This window comes from Mesorhizobium sp. dw_380 (genome assembly GCF_018588885.1).
Taxonomy (GTDB): Bacteria; Pseudomonadota; Alphaproteobacteria; order Rhizobiales; family Rhizobiaceae; genus Mesorhizobium.
The window spans coordinates 82,419-99,118 of the sequence record NZ_JAFFIW010000001.1; the positions used below are offsets into that span (position 1 = coordinate 82,419).

General features: G+C 63.3%; 17 protein-coding genes and 1 riboswitch. Of the genes, 7 read left to right on the plus strand and 10 right to left on the minus strand.

What is annotated here, in order from left to right; genetic code table 11:
- Window positions 1-46: 46 nt before the first annotated feature.
- Window positions 47-598 carry a carboxymuconolactone decarboxylase family protein gene (locus JT360_RS00405; RefSeq protein WP_214469519.1) on the minus strand — a complete coding sequence of 184 codons (552 nt, stop codon included), beginning with the start codon at window positions 596-598 and terminating at the stop codon, window positions 47-49.
- Window positions 599-698: 100 nt separating this feature from the next.
- Between JT360_RS00405 and JT360_RS00410 the strand changes: the two genes are divergently transcribed.
- Together JT360_RS00410 and JT360_RS00415 are read left to right on the plus strand one after the other, a co-directional pair.
- On the plus strand, window positions 699-1,604 hold the full coding sequence (locus tag JT360_RS00410) for a LysR family transcriptional regulator (protein ID WP_214469520.1): 906 nt from the start codon (window positions 699-701) through the stop codon (window positions 1,602-1,604).
- Between the two features lie 77 nt (window positions 1,605-1,681).
- On the plus strand, window positions 1,682-2,470 hold the full coding sequence (locus tag JT360_RS00415) for a lysophospholipid acyltransferase family protein (protein ID WP_214469521.1): 789 nt from the start codon (window positions 1,682-1,684) through the stop codon (window positions 2,468-2,470).
- A gap of 121 nt (window positions 2,471-2,591) precedes the next feature.
- On the opposite strand, the gene JT360_RS00420 is transcribed toward JT360_RS00415, so the two are convergent.
- The 3 genes from JT360_RS00420 to JT360_RS00430 form a co-directional block, all read right to left on the minus strand.
- Entirely contained in the window at window positions 2,592-3,218 is a 627-nt protein-coding gene (locus JT360_RS00420) for a LysE family translocator (RefSeq protein ID WP_214469522.1), read from the minus strand.
- An 89-nt stretch (window positions 3,219-3,307) separates the two neighbouring features.
- Window positions 3,308-4,255: an aldo/keto reductase gene (locus tag JT360_RS00425; RefSeq protein WP_214469523.1), complete on the minus strand. Its 948-nt coding sequence runs from the start codon at window positions 4,253-4,255 to the stop codon at window positions 3,308-3,310.
- A gap of 121 nt (window positions 4,256-4,376) precedes the next feature.
- Complete coding sequence (locus JT360_RS00430; protein WP_214469524.1) at window positions 4,377-4,898, minus strand: gamma-glutamylcyclotransferase; 522 nt, start codon at window positions 4,896-4,898, stop codon at window positions 4,377-4,379.
- Window positions 4,899-5,052: 154 nt separating this feature from the next.
- On the opposite strand from JT360_RS00430, the gene JT360_RS00435 reads away from it, so the two are divergent.
- Both JT360_RS00435 and JT360_RS00440 read left to right on the plus strand, forming a co-directional pair.
- Window positions 5,053-6,051: a DUF2125 domain-containing protein gene (locus tag JT360_RS00435; protein ID WP_214469525.1), complete on the plus strand. Its 999-nt coding sequence runs from the start codon at window positions 5,053-5,055 to the stop codon at window positions 6,049-6,051.
- Between the two features lie 7 nt (window positions 6,052-6,058).
- Window positions 6,059-6,988: a sugar kinase gene (locus JT360_RS00440; protein WP_214469526.1), complete on the plus strand. Its 930-nt coding sequence runs from the start codon at window positions 6,059-6,061 to the stop codon at window positions 6,986-6,988.
- On the opposite strand, the gene JT360_RS00445 is transcribed toward JT360_RS00440, so the two are convergent.
- Window positions 6,985-7,920 carry a prephenate/arogenate dehydrogenase family protein gene (locus JT360_RS00445; protein WP_214469527.1) on the minus strand — a complete coding sequence of 312 codons (936 nt, stop codon included), beginning with the start codon at window positions 7,918-7,920 and terminating at the stop codon, window positions 6,985-6,987. The two genes, JT360_RS00440 and JT360_RS00445, sit on opposite strands and share 4 nt — an antisense overlap.
- Window positions 7,921-7,959: 39 nt before the next feature.
- Window positions 7,960-9,069 carry a histidinol-phosphate transaminase gene (hisC, locus tag JT360_RS00450; RefSeq protein WP_214469528.1) on the minus strand — a complete coding sequence of 370 codons (1,110 nt, stop codon included), beginning with the start codon at window positions 9,067-9,069 and terminating at the stop codon, window positions 7,960-7,962.
- 161 nt (window positions 9,070-9,230) lie between these two features.
- Window positions 9,231-9,308, plus strand: a riboswitch (SAM riboswitch).
- A 120-nt stretch (window positions 9,309-9,428) separates the two neighbouring features.
- Between hisC and metX the strand changes: the two genes are divergently transcribed.
- Window positions 9,429-10,598, plus strand: a complete 1,170-nt coding sequence (gene metX / locus JT360_RS00455; protein WP_214469529.1) for a homoserine O-acetyltransferase MetX — start codon at window positions 9,429-9,431, stop codon at window positions 10,596-10,598.
- A 49-nt stretch (window positions 10,599-10,647) separates the two neighbouring features.
- Window positions 10,648-11,262, plus strand: coding sequence for a methionine biosynthesis protein MetW (gene metW, locus JT360_RS00460; RefSeq protein ID WP_214469744.1), 615 nt, complete (start codon window positions 10,648-10,650; stop codon window positions 11,260-11,262).
- A 12-nt stretch (window positions 11,263-11,274) separates the two neighbouring features.
- Here the strand turns inward: metW and JT360_RS00465 are convergent, their stop codons facing one another.
- Entirely contained in the window at window positions 11,275-11,595 is a 321-nt protein-coding gene (locus JT360_RS00465; RefSeq protein WP_214469530.1) for a DUF1330 domain-containing protein, read from the minus strand.
- Between the two features lie 365 nt (window positions 11,596-11,960).
- On the opposite strand from JT360_RS00465, the gene JT360_RS00470 reads away from it, so the two are divergent.
- The gene (locus JT360_RS00470) at window positions 11,961-12,875 is read left to right on the plus strand and encodes a glycosyltransferase family 2 protein (RefSeq protein ID WP_214469531.1); all 915 of its coding nucleotides are present in this window, start codon (window positions 11,961-11,963) and stop codon (window positions 12,873-12,875) included.
- Window positions 12,876-12,904: 29 nt separating this feature from the next.
- On the opposite strand, the gene JT360_RS00475 is transcribed toward JT360_RS00470, so the two are convergent.
- The 3 genes from JT360_RS00475 to JT360_RS00485 all read right to left on the minus strand — a co-directional run bounded on the left by JT360_RS00475 (window position 12,905) and on the right by JT360_RS00485 (window position 16,532).
- On the minus strand, window positions 12,905-13,705 hold the full coding sequence (locus JT360_RS00475; RefSeq protein ID WP_214469532.1) for a DUF1194 domain-containing protein: 801 nt from the start codon (window positions 13,703-13,705) through the stop codon (window positions 12,905-12,907).
- An 87-nt stretch (window positions 13,706-13,792) separates the two neighbouring features.
- Complete coding sequence (locus JT360_RS00480; RefSeq protein ID WP_214469533.1) at window positions 13,793-15,613, minus strand: ABC transporter ATP-binding protein/permease; 1,821 nt, start codon at window positions 15,611-15,613, stop codon at window positions 13,793-13,795.
- A gap of 130 nt (window positions 15,614-15,743) precedes the next feature.
- Window positions 15,744-16,532: a class I SAM-dependent methyltransferase gene (locus JT360_RS00485; RefSeq protein WP_214469534.1), complete on the minus strand. Its 789-nt coding sequence runs from the start codon at window positions 16,530-16,532 to the stop codon at window positions 15,744-15,746.
- Window positions 16,533-16,700 lie beyond the last annotated feature (168 nt).

Sequence of the window (16,700 nt, forward strand, 5' to 3'; positions counted from 1 at the left end):
CCTCTGCGGCATGAAGACGGGGCCGGCTGACACAGCCGCCCCTGAGTCAGGCAGCATCGCGGGCGGAAGCAACCGGAAAATCGATCTCCGTCCCGGCAACCTCATTGATATAGTTGGTCCAGACATTCAGGGCGACATGCTGGACGATCTCGATGATCTGTCCATCATCATAGCCCGCCAGCCTCACGGCGGAGAGATCCTCATCGCCGACATGCCCGCGGCTCTGCGCAACCTTGGCGGCAAAACGCACCGCCGCGGCCGCTTTGGGATCCGTGGAGCCGCCATGGCGGTTGGCGTTCATTTCGGCATCGTCGAGCCTGGCGAGGTTCTTGCCCAAATAAGTGTGCGCGGACAGACAGTAGCTGCAGCCATTGATCTCGGCGACCGCCAGCGCAATGCGCTCGCGTGTCGGTGCCGGCAGCCTGCCCTTGGCCAGCGCCCCGGACATGCCGAGATAGCCTTCGAGCGCGGCCGGACTGTTGGCGACCATTCGAAACAGGTTCGGCACGACACCGAGCTGCTTCTCGACTGCCTGCAGGATGGGTTGCGCGGCTGCGGGAGCGGCGGCGATGGATGAAGGCGTAGCGATACGGGGCATGAGATTTTCCTTGTTGACAATTCCACCCATATGCACCCTCCCATTCCTCGGATATAGATGTCATATTTGCGAAGTGTCCTTCCAAATTTCGGAATAACCAATGGATCGCCTCGAAGCTATGTCCCTTTTCGCCACGGCGGCGGAGTCCGGCAGCCTTTCCGCTGCTGCACGCAGTTCGGGCGTTCCGCTCGCAACGGTCAGCCGCAAGGTCTCCGAATTGGAACGGCATCTCAAGACACGCTTGTTGAACCGGTCAACACGGCGGCTGACATTGACCGATGCGGGCCATGCCTATCTTGCCGCTTGCCGTCGCATTCTGGAGGAAGTCGGAGAGGCGGAGCGTACTGCCGGCGGCGAGTACAGCGCACCGACGGGTGAACTGATCATCACCGCGCCGATCGTTTTCGGCCGCCTTCATGTGCTGCCCGTCGTCACCGCCTTTCTCGCCGCATACCCGCAGGTGGATATCCGCCTGACGCTCGGCGACAGGATAGTCCAATTGGCCGAGGACCATATCGACCTCGCCATCCGTATCGGCCGGTTACCGGACTCGCGCCTGGTCGCGACCAGGATCGGTTCGATCCGGCATGTCGTTTGCGCAAGTCCGGCCTATCTCGCCGAGCACGGGGCGCCGAACACCCCCAAGGACCTTGAAACGCATGGCTGCATCACCTTCGAGGGCCTTGGCTCACTCGCCACATGGACCTTCGCGATGGACAAGGCTGATTTTCCTGTCGCCGTCCGCTCAAGGCTGAGGGTCAACACCGCCGAAGCAGCGATCGATGCGGCTATTGCCGGTGTCGGGATGACGCGGGTGCTCTCCTACCAGATCGTCGCCGCCGTACGCTCAGGGACATTGCAGCCTGTGCTCAGGGATTTCGAACCTGAGCCTTGGCCGGTGAACCTGGTGCATGCCGGCCAAGGCCGGCTGCCGGTGAAACTGCGCGCATTCCTCGACTTTGCCGGCCCGCGCCTGAAGGAGCGGCTGGCGCAGGCGACCTGGTAGAAAGAGCCGCATCGCAGCGTTTCCTTTTTGCGCCCGCTTGGTGTAACCAACGCACACTTCCTCACCGGACCTCCCCCATGCTCTATGTCAGATCGCTGGCGTTCAATTTCGTCTTCTACGTCAATCTGATCGTCCAGATGGTCCTCTGGACCCCCTATTATTTCCTGTCGCCCCGTCACCGCGCCTGGTTCGTGCCGAAATTCTGGTCGCGCAGCTGCATGTGGCTGTATGACAAGATCGCCGGCACCAAGAACGACATCACCGGACAGGAAAATCTGCCCGAGGGCTCCTTCATCCTGGCGCCCAAGCACCAGTCGTTCTGGGACGCGATCGCCTTCTTCCCCTTCCTTCAGGACCCGCTCTACATCCTCAAGCGCGAGCTGACCTGGATCCCGTTCTTCGGCTGGTACATCATGAAGATGCGCATGATCCCGGTCGACCGCGGCAGCCGATCCAAGGCTTTGAAGGCGGTGGTCGCGGCGACCAAGGAAGAGCTGGCGCGCAACCCGCGCCAGCTGATCATCTATCCCGAAGGCACGCGCCGGGCACCGGGCGACGAGCCGGCCTACAAATATGGCATCGTTGAAATCTACACGCAGCTCGGCGTTCCGGTAGTGCCCGTCGCCCATGTCGCCGGCCTTTATTGGCCACGCCGCAAGTTCCTGCGCTATCCCGGCACCATCAAGGCGCGTTTTCTGCCGCCGATTCCACCTGGCCTCGGCAAGGACGAGTTCATGTCGCGGCTGATCGGCGAGACGGAAGCCGCCTGCGACCAGCTTCTCGTCGAGGCCTCGCGCGCACCGAACCCGCCGGCCATGCCGCCGAGCGCGCAGAAGCGGTTGCGGGAGCTCGGTGTGAAGGCCTGAAGGACCTTTCCGGCCAGAGCAATTCCAGGAAAAGTGCGAAACGGCTTTCCGTCCGGAATTGCGTCAAAACAAAGAGAAGAGGGATTCACCGTTCCGTGTAACGGTGAATCCCTCTAGCCAATCAGCCGTAGACGGCCAGTACTGTCGTCAGCACCAGCGTCACGGCAAAGACCAGATTGATGATCCGTGAAGCAACGGGCCTGCGCAGGAAGCGCGCGAACGCCGCACCGGCAAGAAGCCACACGGCATGGATGACGACTATCATCGCCGCAAGAACCGTCAGCCTCGTCCATAGGCCGAACTCGGCACCGCCGTGGTCCGAAGCGGCGCCGGCGAACACCGCGGCGATCGCCACATAGGCTTTCGGGTTTGCGACCGCCAGCAGAAACCCGGCCAGCCATGTCGGGCGCGAGGTCTCGGCCGTGCGTACCGCCAGCGGCGGCGCCGTGGCGATCTTGAAGGCGAGATAGAGGATGTAGGCCGCGGACGCGACAGCCAGCAATGGCGCCAGCCCCGGCATCGACCCAAGCACCGCCCTGATCCCGGCCGCCACGGCCAGCAGCACGGCGATCGTGCCCAGGACGATCCCGCAGGTATAGCGCAACGAATCCCGCAAACCGAAGGCGGCACCCACGGCAGTGACGCTTATCGTTGCCGGCCCCGGGCTGCCCATGACGACCGTGGCGGCGAGCACCAGTGCGAGCAGCGGTCGCCAAAGCTCCGGCTGCGAAAGAAGCGGCTCAGTCATTGCACCCTCTGTCCTGCCCCAAGCGAAGGAGGGTACGGCAAGACAGGAGGGTGATCTTGGACGTTCGTGCGTATCGCGGCGGCGAAGCTTCAGCCGCTCGCCTTGTCGAGTTCGGCCATGTCGTCGGCAGTCAGCTTCAGCGACACCGCCCGGATCAGGCTGTCCATCTGCTCGGGCTTCGTCGCACTGGCGATCGGTGCGGTGACACCTGGCCGCGCGATGACCCAGGCAAGCGCCACTTCCGCCTGCTTGGCTGAATGCCTGGCCGACACCGCGTCGAGTGCCGCGAGGATGCGCATGCCTCGCGCGTTCAAATAGCTGCCGACGTCTTCGCCGCGCTCGCTTTGGCCAAGATCGGCCTCGCTGCGGTACTTCCCGCTCAGGAAACCCTTGGCCAGGCTGAAATAGGTGATGACGCCGATGTCCTCGGCCACGCACAGATCGCGCAATGGCCCGTCGAACGAGGAGCGGTCGTAGAGATTGTATTCCGGCTGCAGCACCTCATAGCGCGGCAGGCCGCGCAGGCTCGCCACATCGAGTGCGGCGCGCAACTGGCCGGCGTCGAGGTTGGAGCAGCCGACATGGCGAACCTTGCCCTTGGCGAGCAATTTCTCGTAGGCGCCGAGGGTTTCCTCATAGGGCGTGGTTGGATCCGGCCAGTGCGACAGGTAGAGGTCGATGAATTCGGTCTGCAGGCGCTTCAGCGAGGCATCGATGGCCTTTTCGATATAGGCGGCGGACAGGTCCTTGTGGCCCTGCCCCATATCCGAGCCGACTTTGGTGACCACCACGACCTTGTCGCGGTTGCCACGGTCTTTCATCCACTTGCCGATGATGGTTTCTGATTCGCCGCCCTTGTGGCCGGGCACCCAGCGCGAATAGGCGTCGGCTGTGTCGACCGCATTCAGCCCGGCACCGACGAAGCGGTCGAGCAGGTCGAAAGAGGTCTTCTCGTCGGCGGTCCAGCCGAAGACGTTGCCGCCCAGGACCAGCGGCGCGATGGAAAGGTCGGTGCGACCGAGACGGCGTTTCTGCAAGACGGATCTCCGTGATGATTGGACCGGGCGGATGCCGCCCGCTGGCTGGGTTCGGAGCCTAACCTAGGTCTCGCCGCATCAAGGTCAAAGGCCTGGCGGCTTTTTCGGCAGAGCCAGCGCTTCACAAAGGCGCTATCCGGCGCGCCACCTCCTCCAGCCAATGATCGCGGATGCCCAGCGCTTCCAGATGTTTCAACGTGCTGAGCACATAATCCTCATTGTCGCCGGATTGGCCGACCGCGCCGCGCACCACCGCCGCCGCATGCGCCGCGTCCAGCGCGCCGGCATATTGCTCATGCTTGCGGTCGACGATGTAGGCCACGGCTTCGACCGTCCCCGCCCCGTCGAGGCGAACCTTGAGCGTGCGCTCGAGATAGACGCTGGTGACGAGTTCGCGCTCGCGCAGATAGGCAATGACCTCGTCGCGCAAGTCCCCCGGCACACGAAACGCCAGGCCGACGCAGGAACCGCCATGGTCGAGGCCGAGCACCAATCCGGGCCGCTGGCGCGTACCGCGATGCACGAAGGAGTAGACACAAAGCGAGCGGCGGTAGCCATGCAGCTGCGCACGCCGTGTTTCGAGATGCGCGAAACCCGGCCGCCAGATCAGCGAGCCGTAGCCAAACACCCAAAAATCGCCCATATCGCCGCGCCTGATTGCAAAAAGAATGGCAACACCGCACCGGAAACCGGTGTTTTTTCCGCCCGTCTCCGTCTACCTATTCGTCTTTGTCTACCCAGTGGTGTCGGGATCAATAATCCGTCCACAACATCCATGCGTTAATGAGAGCCAAAGCATGACGTCAAGTGACGAACGCCAATCGGGTAACCGTCGCCGCCTGTGGTGGCTTGCGGCGTTCATCGTCGTGCTGTTCGCCATTTACAGCGCCGGCTGGTTCTACCTGGCCAACAGGGTCAGGACCGAGGCCGACAAGGCGGTTGCCACGCTCAACAAGAACGGAATCCAGGCCGGCTGCGCCAATCTTCAGATCAGCGGCTATCCCTTGAGCTTTGCCGTCTCTTGCGACAACCTCGCTTACGAGGACGACGCCAAGAACATCGCGGCCTCGGCCGGCTCCTTCAACGCCGCCGCCCAGATCATCCAGCCGCTGTCGCCGGTCGCCGATCTGCGCGGTCCGCTCAGGACCTCCGTCCCCGGCATGGTGCCGCTGTGGATCGACTGGGACATTCTGCAGGCCAACGTCAAAATGTCATGGCCGTTGCCACGGCGCATTTCGCTGCAGGCGGAGGGGCTTTCCGGCCAGACCGATCCAGCCGACGACACCGATCCGGTGGAACTGTTCAGCGCCGGCAGGGCAGCCGGCCAGCTGCAGCCGAACGGGCAAGATCTCGACTATGTCGGCAGCTTCACCGATCTGGAGATCGATCCGGACGCGATCGACGGGCGTGTGCTGCCGGCGCTCGATGCCAGCGGCGACGCCACGCTGAAGAATGGTGTCGCGCTGATCGGAACCCAGGTGAAGAGCCTGCGCGGCCAGAGAATCGAGATTCGCAATCTCGACCTGTCGTCAGGCACGGCGCGCGTTACCGTCTCCGGGCCGCTGTCGGTCGATGCCGAAGGCCTGGTCGATGCCGATCTGATGATCCGGATCAAGGATCCGAAGGCGGTGGCGACCATTCTTGCCGGTGCCGTACCCGAGCAGAAGAACGCGATCGAACAGGGCTTTGCCGCGCTCGCCTTGCTCGGCAGCGAGCCCTCGATGCCGCTGAAGGTGATCAAGGGCAAGGCCTCGCTCGGCTTCATTCCGCTCGGCAAGATCAAGCCGGTTGAGTAGCGCCGCCATGGCACGACCCGTGAGGCTCCTGAGTGTTGGCGCGCTGACGCTGGACACGATCCTGCGTGTCGAGTCGCTGCCCACGCATCAGGGAAAGTTCATCGCCTCCGACGGTGTCCAGGTCGCCTCCGGCATGGCCACCAGCGCTGCCTGCGCCGCGCATCGCCTGGGCGCCGAGATGTCGCTGTGGGCGAGCGCCGGCGATGATCCGGTTGGCGATCAGCTGATTGCCGGGATCGAGGCCGAGGGCGTCGACTGCAGCTATGTGCGCCGCGTCAATGGCGCGCGCTCGGCACTGGCCTCGATCCTGGTCGACGCTCATGGCGAGCGCATCATCGTGCCTTTCTATGACACGCGCGCCCAGACTGATCCCGAGGCCTTGCCTTTCGCGGACATCTCGGCGTTCGATGCCGTACTGGCCGACGTGCGCTGGCCCGGTGCCGCCGCCCTTGCCCTGAAGGCGGCGCGCGCCGCCAACCGGCCGGCGATTCTCGATGCCGATACCGCGCCGCTGGCGGTGCTGGAGCAGCTGTTGCCGCTGGCCTCGCACATCATCGCCTCCGAGCCGGCGGTCCGCATCATCTGCGGCCAGGCGCTGGATCTGGAGACCGCTTGCGCCGACATGGCCTCCCGCACCGACGCATTCGTCGCGGTCACCGGCGGCGTGGCAGGCACCTGGTGGTTCGATCGCGCGGCCGGATCAGCCCGCCATGTCGCCGCGCCAAGCATCAAGGCGGTCGACACGCTGGCGGCCGGCGATGTCTTTCATGGCGCCTTTGCCGTCGGGCTGGCGGAAGCCATGCCGGTCGAACGGGCGTTGCGCTTTGCGAGTGCCGCCGCCGCGCTCAAATGCCTGCGCTTCGGCGGCAGGCTGGGCGCCCCGGACCGGGCCGAGACGCTGGCGATGGTCGCAGCGACCTGGCCTGAAACAGCTTAGCTTTTGATCGGATGCTCGATCGCCTGGCGGCCGAAATCGGGCACGTCGATATCCTGGCCGGCCTCGATGATCGAGCGGCGCACGGCGCGGGTGCGGGTGAACAGGTCGAAGAGCTTGTCGCCATCACCCCAGCGGATCGCCCGCTGCAGGAATGCCAGGTCTTCCGAGAACCGCGCCAGCATTTCGAGGATGGCGTCCTTGTTGTGCAGGCAGACATCCCGCCACATGGTTGGATCGGAGGCGGCCAGACGCGTGAAGTCGCGAAAACCGGAGGCGGAATATTTGATGACTTCCGTCTTGGTCACCGATTCCAGATCATCGGCGGTGCCGACGATGTTGTAGGCGATGATGTGCGGCAAATGCGAGACGATGGCGAGCGTCATGTCGTGATGCTGCGGGTCCATCGTGTCGATGTTGGCGCCGCAGCGGCGCCAGAATTCCGACAGCCGTTCCAAGGCGTCCGGATCGGTGTCCGGCAGCGGCGTGAAGATGCACCAGCGATTGTCGAACAAATCGGCGAAACCGGCATCGGGGCCGGATTTTTCCGTCCCCGCCAGCGGATGGCCGGGGATGAAATGGACGCCATCGGGCACATGCGGCTGCATCTGCGCAATGACGGAGGCCTTGGTCGAGCCGACATCGGTGAGGATCGCACCCCTCTTCAGCGCCGATGCGATTTCTTGGGCCACGGCACCGGAGGACCCGACCGGCACCGAGACGATGACCAGATCGGCATCGCGCACCGCCTCCTTCGCTTCGATCGTGTAAGAATCGCCCAGCTCAAGCTCTTGCGCCCGCGCCAGTGTCGCGGCACTGCGGGTGGAGATAGCGACATGGCCGGCAAGGCCTTCGCGGCGGATGACGCGAGCAAGCGACGAGCCGATCAGGCCGATGCCGACCAGCGCGATCTTTTCAAACATCGGTGATGTCATGGTGTTCCAGCTTTTGGGCGTTCCAGCTTTTTCAGCGTTCTAGCTCTTCAGGAATGTCGTGAGCGCGGCGACAACGCCGCGATTGGCCTCTTCGGTGCCGACGGTCATGCGCAGCGCATTGGGAAAGCCGTAGCCGGAAACGCGCCGCAATATATAGCCGCGCGCCGTCAGGTAATCGTCGGCCGCCGCCGCCGAATGCTTCTGGTCGTCGGGAAAATGGATGAGGATGAAATTGCCGACGCTGGGCGTAACTCGCAATCCAAGCCCGGTCATTTGTTCGCTCAGCCAGGTCAGCCAGGTCTCGTTGTGCGCCACGCTGCGCTCGACATGGGCGCGATCGCGGATTGCCGCGATGCCGGCCTCGATCGCCGTCGCGTTGACGTTGAAGGGGCCGCGCACGCGGTTAATGGCGTCGACGATGTGCATCGGTCCGTACATCCAGCCGATCCGTGCACCGCCAAGGCCGATCTTGGAGAAGGTGCGGGTCATCACAACGTTCTCGGAGCCGCTAACCAGTTCGATCCCGGCTTCGTAATCGTTGCGGCGGACATATTCGGCATAGGCCGCATCGAGAACCAGAAGCACATTTCTGGGCAGACCGGCATGCAGCCGGCGCACCTCCTGGAAAGGCACATAGGTGCCGGTCGGATTGTTCGGGTTGGCAAGGAAAACGATTTTCGTCCGCGGTGTGACGGCCGCCAGCATCGCATCGATGTCCGCGCGCTCGTCGGTCTCCTTGACCACGACCGGCTTGGCGCCGGCCGACTGGATGTAGATCTTGTAGACCATGAAGGCATGTTCGGTGAACATGGCCTCGTCGCCGGGCGCGAGATAGGTCTGCGCCAGCAGGCCGAGGATTTCGTCGGAGCCGTTGGAACAGATGATGTTGGCCGGGTTGAGCCCATGCACCTCCCCGATCGCCTCGCGCAGCCGCCTGGCGGTGCCGTCGGGATAGACGTCGAGCCTGGCGGCGACCTCACGCGCGGCTTCGATCGCCTTCGGCGAGGGACCGAGAGGGTTCTCGTTCGACGACAGCTTATAGACCTTGGCGACACCGGCCGGCGCCGTGCTCTTGCCGGGCACATAGGCGTCGATGTCCATGATGCCCGCGCGCGGGGTTGGACGTGCCTGATCCGGTGTCTGGTTCATTTTTTGCAAAATCCGTCGAAATTGCCTCCACCCGGAAGCCGCAGCGGAAATACAAGCCATGGCCCGCAATGTCGAGAGGCGGCCGTGGTGCCAGCAGCCGGCCCACGAGCCGGCCCAGTAGCCGGCATTGACGGCAAGGCGGACGAGTTCTAGAAGGACAGCGACAGTTCCGTGGTGATTTGGCCGGTCGGCTTGCAGCCACGTTAAACAATTCGCTAAAGGGCCGTTTGCGTGACGTAACCGGCTTTGCGAAGGCAATGCCGGTTTTTTTGTCGTCCGCGACCGGCCGGACGGACGCATCGGCGGCGCGGAGATCGGCAGCGGTTTTCGCAAGAGCACGGTGCAGCAAGAGAGAATTGATGGCCGCTCTGCGCGCAGGAAAGACCAACGAGGAGGCCGACAAGCCGTCGAGCCCGGTGTTGCGCTTCGGGTCCGACAAGCCGCTGAAGCTCGACGCCGGCACGCTGCTGTCGCCGTTTCAGATCGCGTACCAGACCTATGGCACGCTGAACGATGCCCGCTCCAACGCCATCCTCGTCTGCCACGCACTGACCGGCGACCAGCATGTCGCCAGCACCAATCCGGTGACCGGCAAGCCGGGTTGGTGGGAAGTGCTGATCGGCCCGGGCAAGATCATCGACACCAGCCGTTTCTTCGTCATCTGCTCCAACGTCATCGGTGGCTGCCTGGGTTCCACAGGACCGGCCTCGACCAACCCCGCCACCGGCAAGCCCTATGGGCTCGACCTACCAATCATTACCATCCGCGACATGGTGCGTGCGCAGCAGATGCTGATCGACCATTTCGGCATCGAAAAGCTGTTCTGCGTGCTCGGCGGCTCGATGGGCGGCATGCAGGTGCTGGAATGGGCGTCGAGCTATCCGGAGCGCGTCTTCTCGGCGCTGCCGATCGCCACCGGCGCCCGCCATTCCTCGCAGAATATCGCCTTCCACGAGGTCGGCCGGCAAGCCGTCATGGCCGATCCGGACTGGCATGGCGGCAAATATTTCGATTACGGCAAGCGCCCGGAAAAAGGCTTGGCGGTGGCGCGCATGGCCGCCCACATCACCTATCTTTCCGAAGCCGCCCTGCACCGCAAATTCGGCCGCAATCTGCAGGATCGCGAAGCGCTGACCTTCGGCTTCGACGCCGACTTCCAGATCGAAAGCTATCTGCGCCACCAGGGCATGACCTTCGTCGATCGCTTCGACGCCAATTCCTACCTCTACATGACGCGGTCGATGGACTATTTCGACCTCGCCGCCGACCATGGCGGCCGGTTGGCCGACGCCTTCGCCAGCACCAAGACCCGTTTCTGCCTGGTGTCCTTCACTTCGGATTGGCTGTTTCCGACCGAGGAGAGCCGCTCGATCGTGCATGCGCTCAACGCCGCCGGCGCATCGGTGTCCTTCGTCGAGATCGAGACCGATCGCGGCCACGACGCCTTCCTGCTCGACGAGCCGGAACTGTTTGCCGCCATCAACGGCTTCATCGGCTCCGCGGCACGGGCGAGAGGGCTAAGCGCATGACCCCGGGAAATTGCAGATTTTCCAGATGCGCCAGACAAGAGGCGACATTATGAGCGTCAACGGCAGCCAGCGCGTCGACCTCGAGGTCGTCGCCAACCTCATCCCGCCGCAGTCCCGGGTGCTCGACGTCGGTTCGGGCGACGGCTCGCTGCTCGAATTGCTGCAGGACACCAAGCAGGTCGACGGCCGCGGGCTGGAACTGTCGCAGCGCGGCGTCAACGAATGCGTGGCGCGCGGCCTCTCCGTCATTCAGGGCGATGCCGACAAGGATCTCGAATTCTATCCCGACAAGGGCTTTGACTTCGTCGTGCTGTCGCAAACGCTGCAGGCCACCCGCAACCCCAAGCTGGTGCTCGATGAACTGCTCAGGATCGGCAACCGGGCGATCGTCTCCTTCCCCAATTTCGGCCATTGGCGGGTGCGTCTGTCGCTGTTCGTCAAAGGCCGCATGCCGGTGACCAAGGACCTGCCCTATTCCTGGTACGACACGCCCAACATCCATTTCTGCACCATCCGCGACTTCGTCAATCTGTGCGAGGAGCTGGGCGCGACGGTGGAAAAGGCGACGGCGCTCGACGCCAGCGGCCAGAAGATCGGCCTGTCGATGCCCTGGTGGTTCTGGAATTTCTTTGGCCAGCAGGCCGTGTTCTTGCTGAAGCGATAAGGCACAGCACGTCTATGCCAGGACGTCCGTCGCCTTGTGCGGATGTTCGACGCCGTCGGCGAACACCACGTCGGATTGAGAATTGTCCGTGCGCAGCGCCAGTATCGCCTGGTAGGCCGGTGAATCATACCAGCCGCGCGCATGCTGCCTGTCGGGAAACTCGATGATGATGAGGTGGCCCGGCCACTCGTTCTCGATCACTTCAACATCGCCGCCATGGACCAGGAAACGACCGCCGAAAGGTTCCAGCGTAGCATCGATCTTGTGCAGGTACTCGACGATCTGCGGGCCCATCGTTGCTTGGCGCATGTGGGCAACGGCGTAAGCGGCCATGGCATAACTCCTTCTGGTTCGAGGCCAGGTCATCGGCCTCGCAAGAACAATCTGCCCAAACATCAGCCGCAATGCGATTACCTCTGAGGTTATCGAACACATGCGCTTCGCGTCAGGCTGCCCCATCTTCGCATGGGCGATTCGCAGGCATCACGGGCAGCGATAGTGTTGCACTGGAAGCGCTAGCCGCGGGAATTCGTCCTTCCACATGAATTGTGCCGCGGCGCAACGAGTGACATGAGTGGCCGTCTTTTGTAGTCTCGGAACGCGTGTCATGAGGGTCACGGAAGGGGACGTCCGATCCATTTGACCATCCTGAAGATCGAGGGAACCGGCAGGACGCACATTTTTGCGCTGGACGCGGCATGACTGGGAAGTCGGAGCGCTCGCCCCTCATCACGGTCATCACGCCGACCCACAACCGGCGCGAAACGGTGCTGCGCGCCGTCGAAAGCGTGCTTTCCCAAACCATGCCGAGGCTTGAGCATATCGTTGTCGACGATGGCTCCTCCGACGGAACCGAGGCGGCGCTCGCCCGCATTCGCGACCCGCGGCTGATCTATGTCGGCGCGAAATGGCGAGGTGCCAACGCTGCCAGGAATGCAGGCATCGAGCGCGCCCAGGCGCCCGTGGTGACATTCCTCGATTCCGACGACGTCTACCTGCCGCATCGGGTCGAACGGACCTTGAAATGGTTTGATGATAATCCGGCGCTTCAGGTGCTGCTCTCTTCGTATGTTTCCCTGAAGGGAAACCGAGCCACCAACAGTGTCAATCGTACTGCCTTTCTGAGCCCGTCAATGCTGGAGCGAGCGGTGGTTGCACAAACGGCCTTCGTCGCCGGCTCTGCGATAACGGCCCGTCGCGAAGCCTTGCTGGCGATCGGCGGCTACGACAGCGACATCACCCGGATGCAGGATCGGGAATTGTTGCTGCGCCTGGCGCGGCGCTTCGGCGCGCAATTGTCCAGGGATATCGACTGGACGAAACACAATTCGCAGAATTCGATTTCTGGCCGCAGGGCGGGTTACGTCGAAGCCTATGCGGACCTGATGGGCAAACACCCGCAGATCGCCCGCAGCTACCCTCACATCCCGCCTTTCATGATCACGCGGCAGATCATTGCCGATCTTCTCAAAGGCCGGATACCTGAGGCTTTCGCAGGCTACATGGCTAACCGCTCGTCGCAAGCGCTTGGCTATTCATTGCCGGAACTGATCAATGGCTATCTCTATGGCCGGCGTTGGCGTCGCGATCTCTACGATGAAGTTCGCGACTAATCTGCGGCAGCGCCGGCGCGGCCGACGATTTACCGGTCGAGTTCCGGGAAATACGGATCCGAAAAGAAACGCCTGTCCCGCTCCCCTTGCAAGCAGTTGATCGGCGCGTCCGTGGCGACGTGAGTGACCCTCGCCTTGTCCTGAATGCCGGTCACTTCGAGGATTAGCTTGCGGCGGATGGCGGTGGAGAATTCGGCGGCCGCGTGGATCGGCAGCACGAAGGAACCGGGCCCGCCGGTCACACACCGTGCATAATACTGGTCGAGATGACTGAAGGTCGGCGATGGGTTGATCAGGATCGGCAGCCCGTTGATGACGACGCCTTTTGCGATTGCCGCATCGCGCATCGCGGTGACCGGCGGCCCGATATTGTTGGGGCCATCGCCCGATATGTCGATGACGCTCCGCTCGCCGGCAAAATTCGTTCTATCGAACAGCCCGGCGCCGAAGGCAAGCGCGGCGGAAATCGAGGTGCCGCGAAAACTTCGGAACGGGCGCGCCGCGACCTTGTCGGCAAAGCTGTTGGCGCTGTCGGCGCTGTCGATGATCCGCCAGGTGATAACCGCATCATCGCGCACCGTGCCGGCCCATTCGAAATAAGCGAGCGCGATGCGGCCCGTATTGCCGGACCGAACAGCCTGGACGAAGTCGGGATGCCGCAGCGCCTCGACATAGCCGGCGCGTTGCAAGGCAAATTCCTTCTCGTCCATCGACAACGAGATGTCGACCGCCAGCACCAGTTCGACGTCGACGGCCAGCGCCTCCGGTGGCGAGGCAACAGGGACAGCCTGCGCGCAGGCGAGACAGGCAAACAGAAGAGCATCAAGCATGGCCGACGCCAGTGTTGTTTCTCCTGGAAATCTTCCATCGCGATCACGGCAAAATAAGGTTTTGCGGCGCTATTCTCGATATCGGCCTTATTTCGCGTGATGCGCGGCGACGGGCGGCGGCTCGATCGCGCCGGCCCTGACACGGACAGGCTTCAGCGCCGGGGCGCCGGTATCCTTCACGATCGTCAAACCGCGCGGAAAGAACTGATTGTTGTGCTGGCCACGCCCGATGTTGATGATCGCAGATCCCTTCAGATGCTTTTCCAGCATCGACAGCACGCGCCGCAGCGAGGGTCCGTCGAACGCGTCCATGGCTTCGTCGATGATCACCCATTTCGGCTGCCGCAGGGCGAGCCTGGCCACGCCCAGCAAGCGCTGTTCGTCATCGCCCAACTCATGGTCCCAGCGCCCGACGCGGTCGAGCGACGACGACAGCCGTTCAAGACCAACCTCTGCCAGCACCGCCGAAATGTCGGCATCGCTCGCAGGCGCATGCCCGTTCGCGTGATTGAGCACCTCGCGCAACGTGCCGGCCGGCAAATATGGGACGCGCGGCACGAAGATGAGGGTTTCCCCAGCCGGCAGGCCGATCTTGCCGCTGCCCCACGGCCACAGCCCGGCAATGGCGCGGAAGAACAGCGTCTTGCCGGCACCCGGTTCGCCGGTGATCATGACGCGTTCGCCGGGGCGGATTTCTACATGCTGGTCGGAGAGTTTGGCACAGCCCTCCGGCGAGGCCACTGTAAGCTTCTCGAACGTCAGCTTGCCATTGGCATTTTGATCGAAGGTGATGCGCTTTTCGGTGCCGTGCAGCACATCGGTTTCATTGAGCGCGATGCGGAAGTCGGCGACACGCATCAGCGTGGCGCGCCAATCGGCGATGCTGCCGATGTTGTTGATGAACCAGCGCAACGAAGAATGAACCTGGTTGAAGGCGCCGACCGCCATCATCAGCCCGCCAAAGCTGATATCGCCCGCGAAATAGACCGGCGAGGCGACCAGGATCGGCGCTACGACAGTGATCCAGCCATAGGTATCGGTCACCCAGGACAGGTTGATCTGGGCAGTAAAAATGCGCCGCATGGCGCCCAGCACCGTGCCGAGATCAAGTTCGAGCCGTCGCCTGGCGTCGGCCTCGCCATGGTACAGCGCGATGGCATCGACATTCTCGTTGACGCGCACCATCGAGGAGCGCAGTTCCGCTTCCCGTGTGTAGCGGTCGCTGTTCAGGCTGATGAGCGGCCGCCCGACCAGCCAGCTCAGCCAGGAGGCGGTGCCGGCATAGAGGAACGCGGCCCAGACCATGTAGCCGGGTATGGCGAGAGACCAGCCGTTGACGTGGAAGACAAAGCCCGAAGACAGTTCCCACAGCACACCGACGAAGGATAGGAGCAGGATGAGCGACTGCAGCAGCCCGACGCCGAGATCGGTCGACAGGTCCGAGAAATGCGCCGCATCCTGCTGCATGCGCTGGTCGGGATTGACGCCGATGGCGCCGGCATTGGCCAGCCGGAAGGCCCGCGCCGGCCGCATCCACTGGTCGATCAGGTCCAGCGTCAGCGCCTCGCGCAGCTTCAGCCGGATCATCTGGTTGAACCAGGTCTGGCCGATATTGAGCACCAGCAGCCCACCGGCGATCATCGTGAAGACGAGGAGCTGATGCAGGAAGGCCGCCATGTCGCGGCGCGCCAGCGCGTCATAGAAAGGCTGGTTCCAGCGGTTCAGCAGGACTTGGCCGATCGATGTCGCGACAATGACGGCCATCATGCCGACCGACGTCCACAGCAACCATTTGCGAACCGGCGACCCCACCAGCGCCTGCTTGATCGTGGCTACCTGATCACGCAGGCTGCTGGCTTCGACAGCCACCAGCTGAACGGTGGCCTGATTGTCCAGTTGATCAGCCATGCCAGAGGTCCTTACGTTCAGGTGCGATGCTGAAACCGGATGAAGAGAGCCAGCGCCCTTTATCCAGCCCGCGAGCCCAGCACGACAGATAGGTTGAAAAAATCCCGGGCGACGTAAGTTTCCATCTTGATCACGAAGGTTTCACCTGGCTAGCGGACAGTGCCGCGCCTCCGGCCTCGGCACGGCGGCCGAGCCGCGTCGCACCGTGCGGCGACAGCACCGGCACGAAGACGCGCCGAGACGCGCGCTGGGCAACCGGCACGCCTTGATAGAGCCGCTTCTGCGCCTCCACGACGATGACGCCGGAAAAGATCGGCCACAGCCGCCGGCCGACGCGTTCCAGCACATTGTGGAAGCGCATCATGAAGCGTCGCCGGGACGGGGGGAAGAACAAGGCATCCGACCAGGCCGCCGGCGTGAAATTCGCCTCGCGCAGCAATTCGGTGAGCTGCCCGCGTGAGAAAGGCCGCCCATTGCCGAACGGCGTATGCTCGAAGCGCGCCCAGACACCGCGCCGGTTGGGCACGACGATGACGACACGCCCCGCGGGCGACAGCACCCGCCATATCTCGTTCAGCGTCTCGCGCGGATTTTCGACATGTTCGAGCGAATGGACGAGCAGCATGCGGTCGATGCAGGAATCGACCAGCGGCAGTTCCTCGTCGAAAACCAGGGCCGTCGCCGTCGGCCCCGTCGCCGGCCAGACGACGGCGCCCTGCGTCGCCGGCATGAAGGCGAAGACCCGCTCGGCATCGGTGCCAAAACGCTCCAGCCAAGGCAAGGTATAGCCGAGCCCAACCAGCCGTTCATTGGGCACGGTAGCCCATATCGACGACAGCGCCATGGTGATCGAGTGCTCGGCGAACCGGCCGAGCGTTGTCGAATAGAAGGAGCGAAGGTCGACGATGTCGGAATGCATGTCAGGGATGTAGCCGTGATATCGGCTGGATTCAACAAAGGCCCTGACGCGGCCACACATCCCGGGAGTGACACTTGTCATCTCCGGGAGTGACACTTGTCATCTCCGGGACTGACATTTGTCATCTCCGGGATGACATCCGCCCGCTGGCGCCCTATGTCTGCGGCG

Bases quoted from the DNA above. Each gene is read 5' to 3' on its own strand.
- JT360_RS00445 (WP_214469527.1), bottom strand. From the start codon at position 7,920: ATGACATCACCGATGTTTGAAAAGATCGCGCTGGTCGGCATCGGCCTG.
- JT360_RS00435 (WP_214469525.1), top strand. From the start codon at position 5,053: ATGACGTCAAGTGACGAACGCCAATCGGGTAACCGTCGCCGCCTGTGG.
- metW (WP_214469744.1), top strand. From the start codon at position 10,648: ATGAGCGTCAACGGCAGCCAGCGCGTCGACCTCGAGGTCGTCGCCAAC.
- JT360_RS00405 (WP_214469519.1), bottom strand. From the start codon at position 598: ATGCCCCGTATCGCTACGCCTTCATCCATCGCCGCCGCTCCCGCAGCC.
- JT360_RS00480 (WP_214469533.1), bottom strand. From the start codon at position 15,613: ATGGCTGATCAACTGGACAATCAGGCCACCGTTCAGCTGGTGGCTGTC.
- hisC (WP_214469528.1), bottom strand. From the start codon at position 9,069: ATGAACCAGACACCGGATCAGGCACGTCCAACCCCGCGCGCGGGCATC.
- JT360_RS00420 (WP_214469522.1), bottom strand. From the start codon at position 3,218: ATGACTGAGCCGCTTCTTTCGCAGCCGGAGCTTTGGCGACCGCTGCTC.
- JT360_RS00470 (WP_214469531.1), top strand. From the start codon at position 11,961: ATGACTGGGAAGTCGGAGCGCTCGCCCCTCATCACGGTCATCACGCCG.
- JT360_RS00415 (WP_214469521.1), top strand. From the start codon at position 1,682: ATGCTCTATGTCAGATCGCTGGCGTTCAATTTCGTCTTCTACGTCAAT.
- JT360_RS00430 (WP_214469524.1), bottom strand. From the start codon at position 4,898: ATGGGCGATTTTTGGGTGTTTGGCTACGGCTCGCTGATCTGGCGGCCG.
- JT360_RS00410 (WP_214469520.1), top strand. From the start codon at position 699: ATGGATCGCCTCGAAGCTATGTCCCTTTTCGCCACGGCGGCGGAGTCC.
- metX (WP_214469529.1), top strand. From the start codon at position 9,429: ATGGCCGCTCTGCGCGCAGGAAAGACCAACGAGGAGGCCGACAAGCCG.
- JT360_RS00485 (WP_214469534.1), bottom strand. From the start codon at position 16,532: ATGCATTCCGACATCGTCGACCTTCGCTCCTTCTATTCGACAACGCTC.
- JT360_RS00475 (WP_214469532.1), bottom strand. From the start codon at position 13,705: ATGCTTGATGCTCTTCTGTTTGCCTGTCTCGCCTGCGCGCAGGCTGTC.
- JT360_RS00440 (WP_214469526.1), top strand. From the start codon at position 6,059: ATGGCACGACCCGTGAGGCTCCTGAGTGTTGGCGCGCTGACGCTGGAC.
- JT360_RS00465 (WP_214469530.1), bottom strand. From the start codon at position 11,595: ATGGCCGCTTACGCCGTTGCCCACATGCGCCAAGCAACGATGGGCCCG.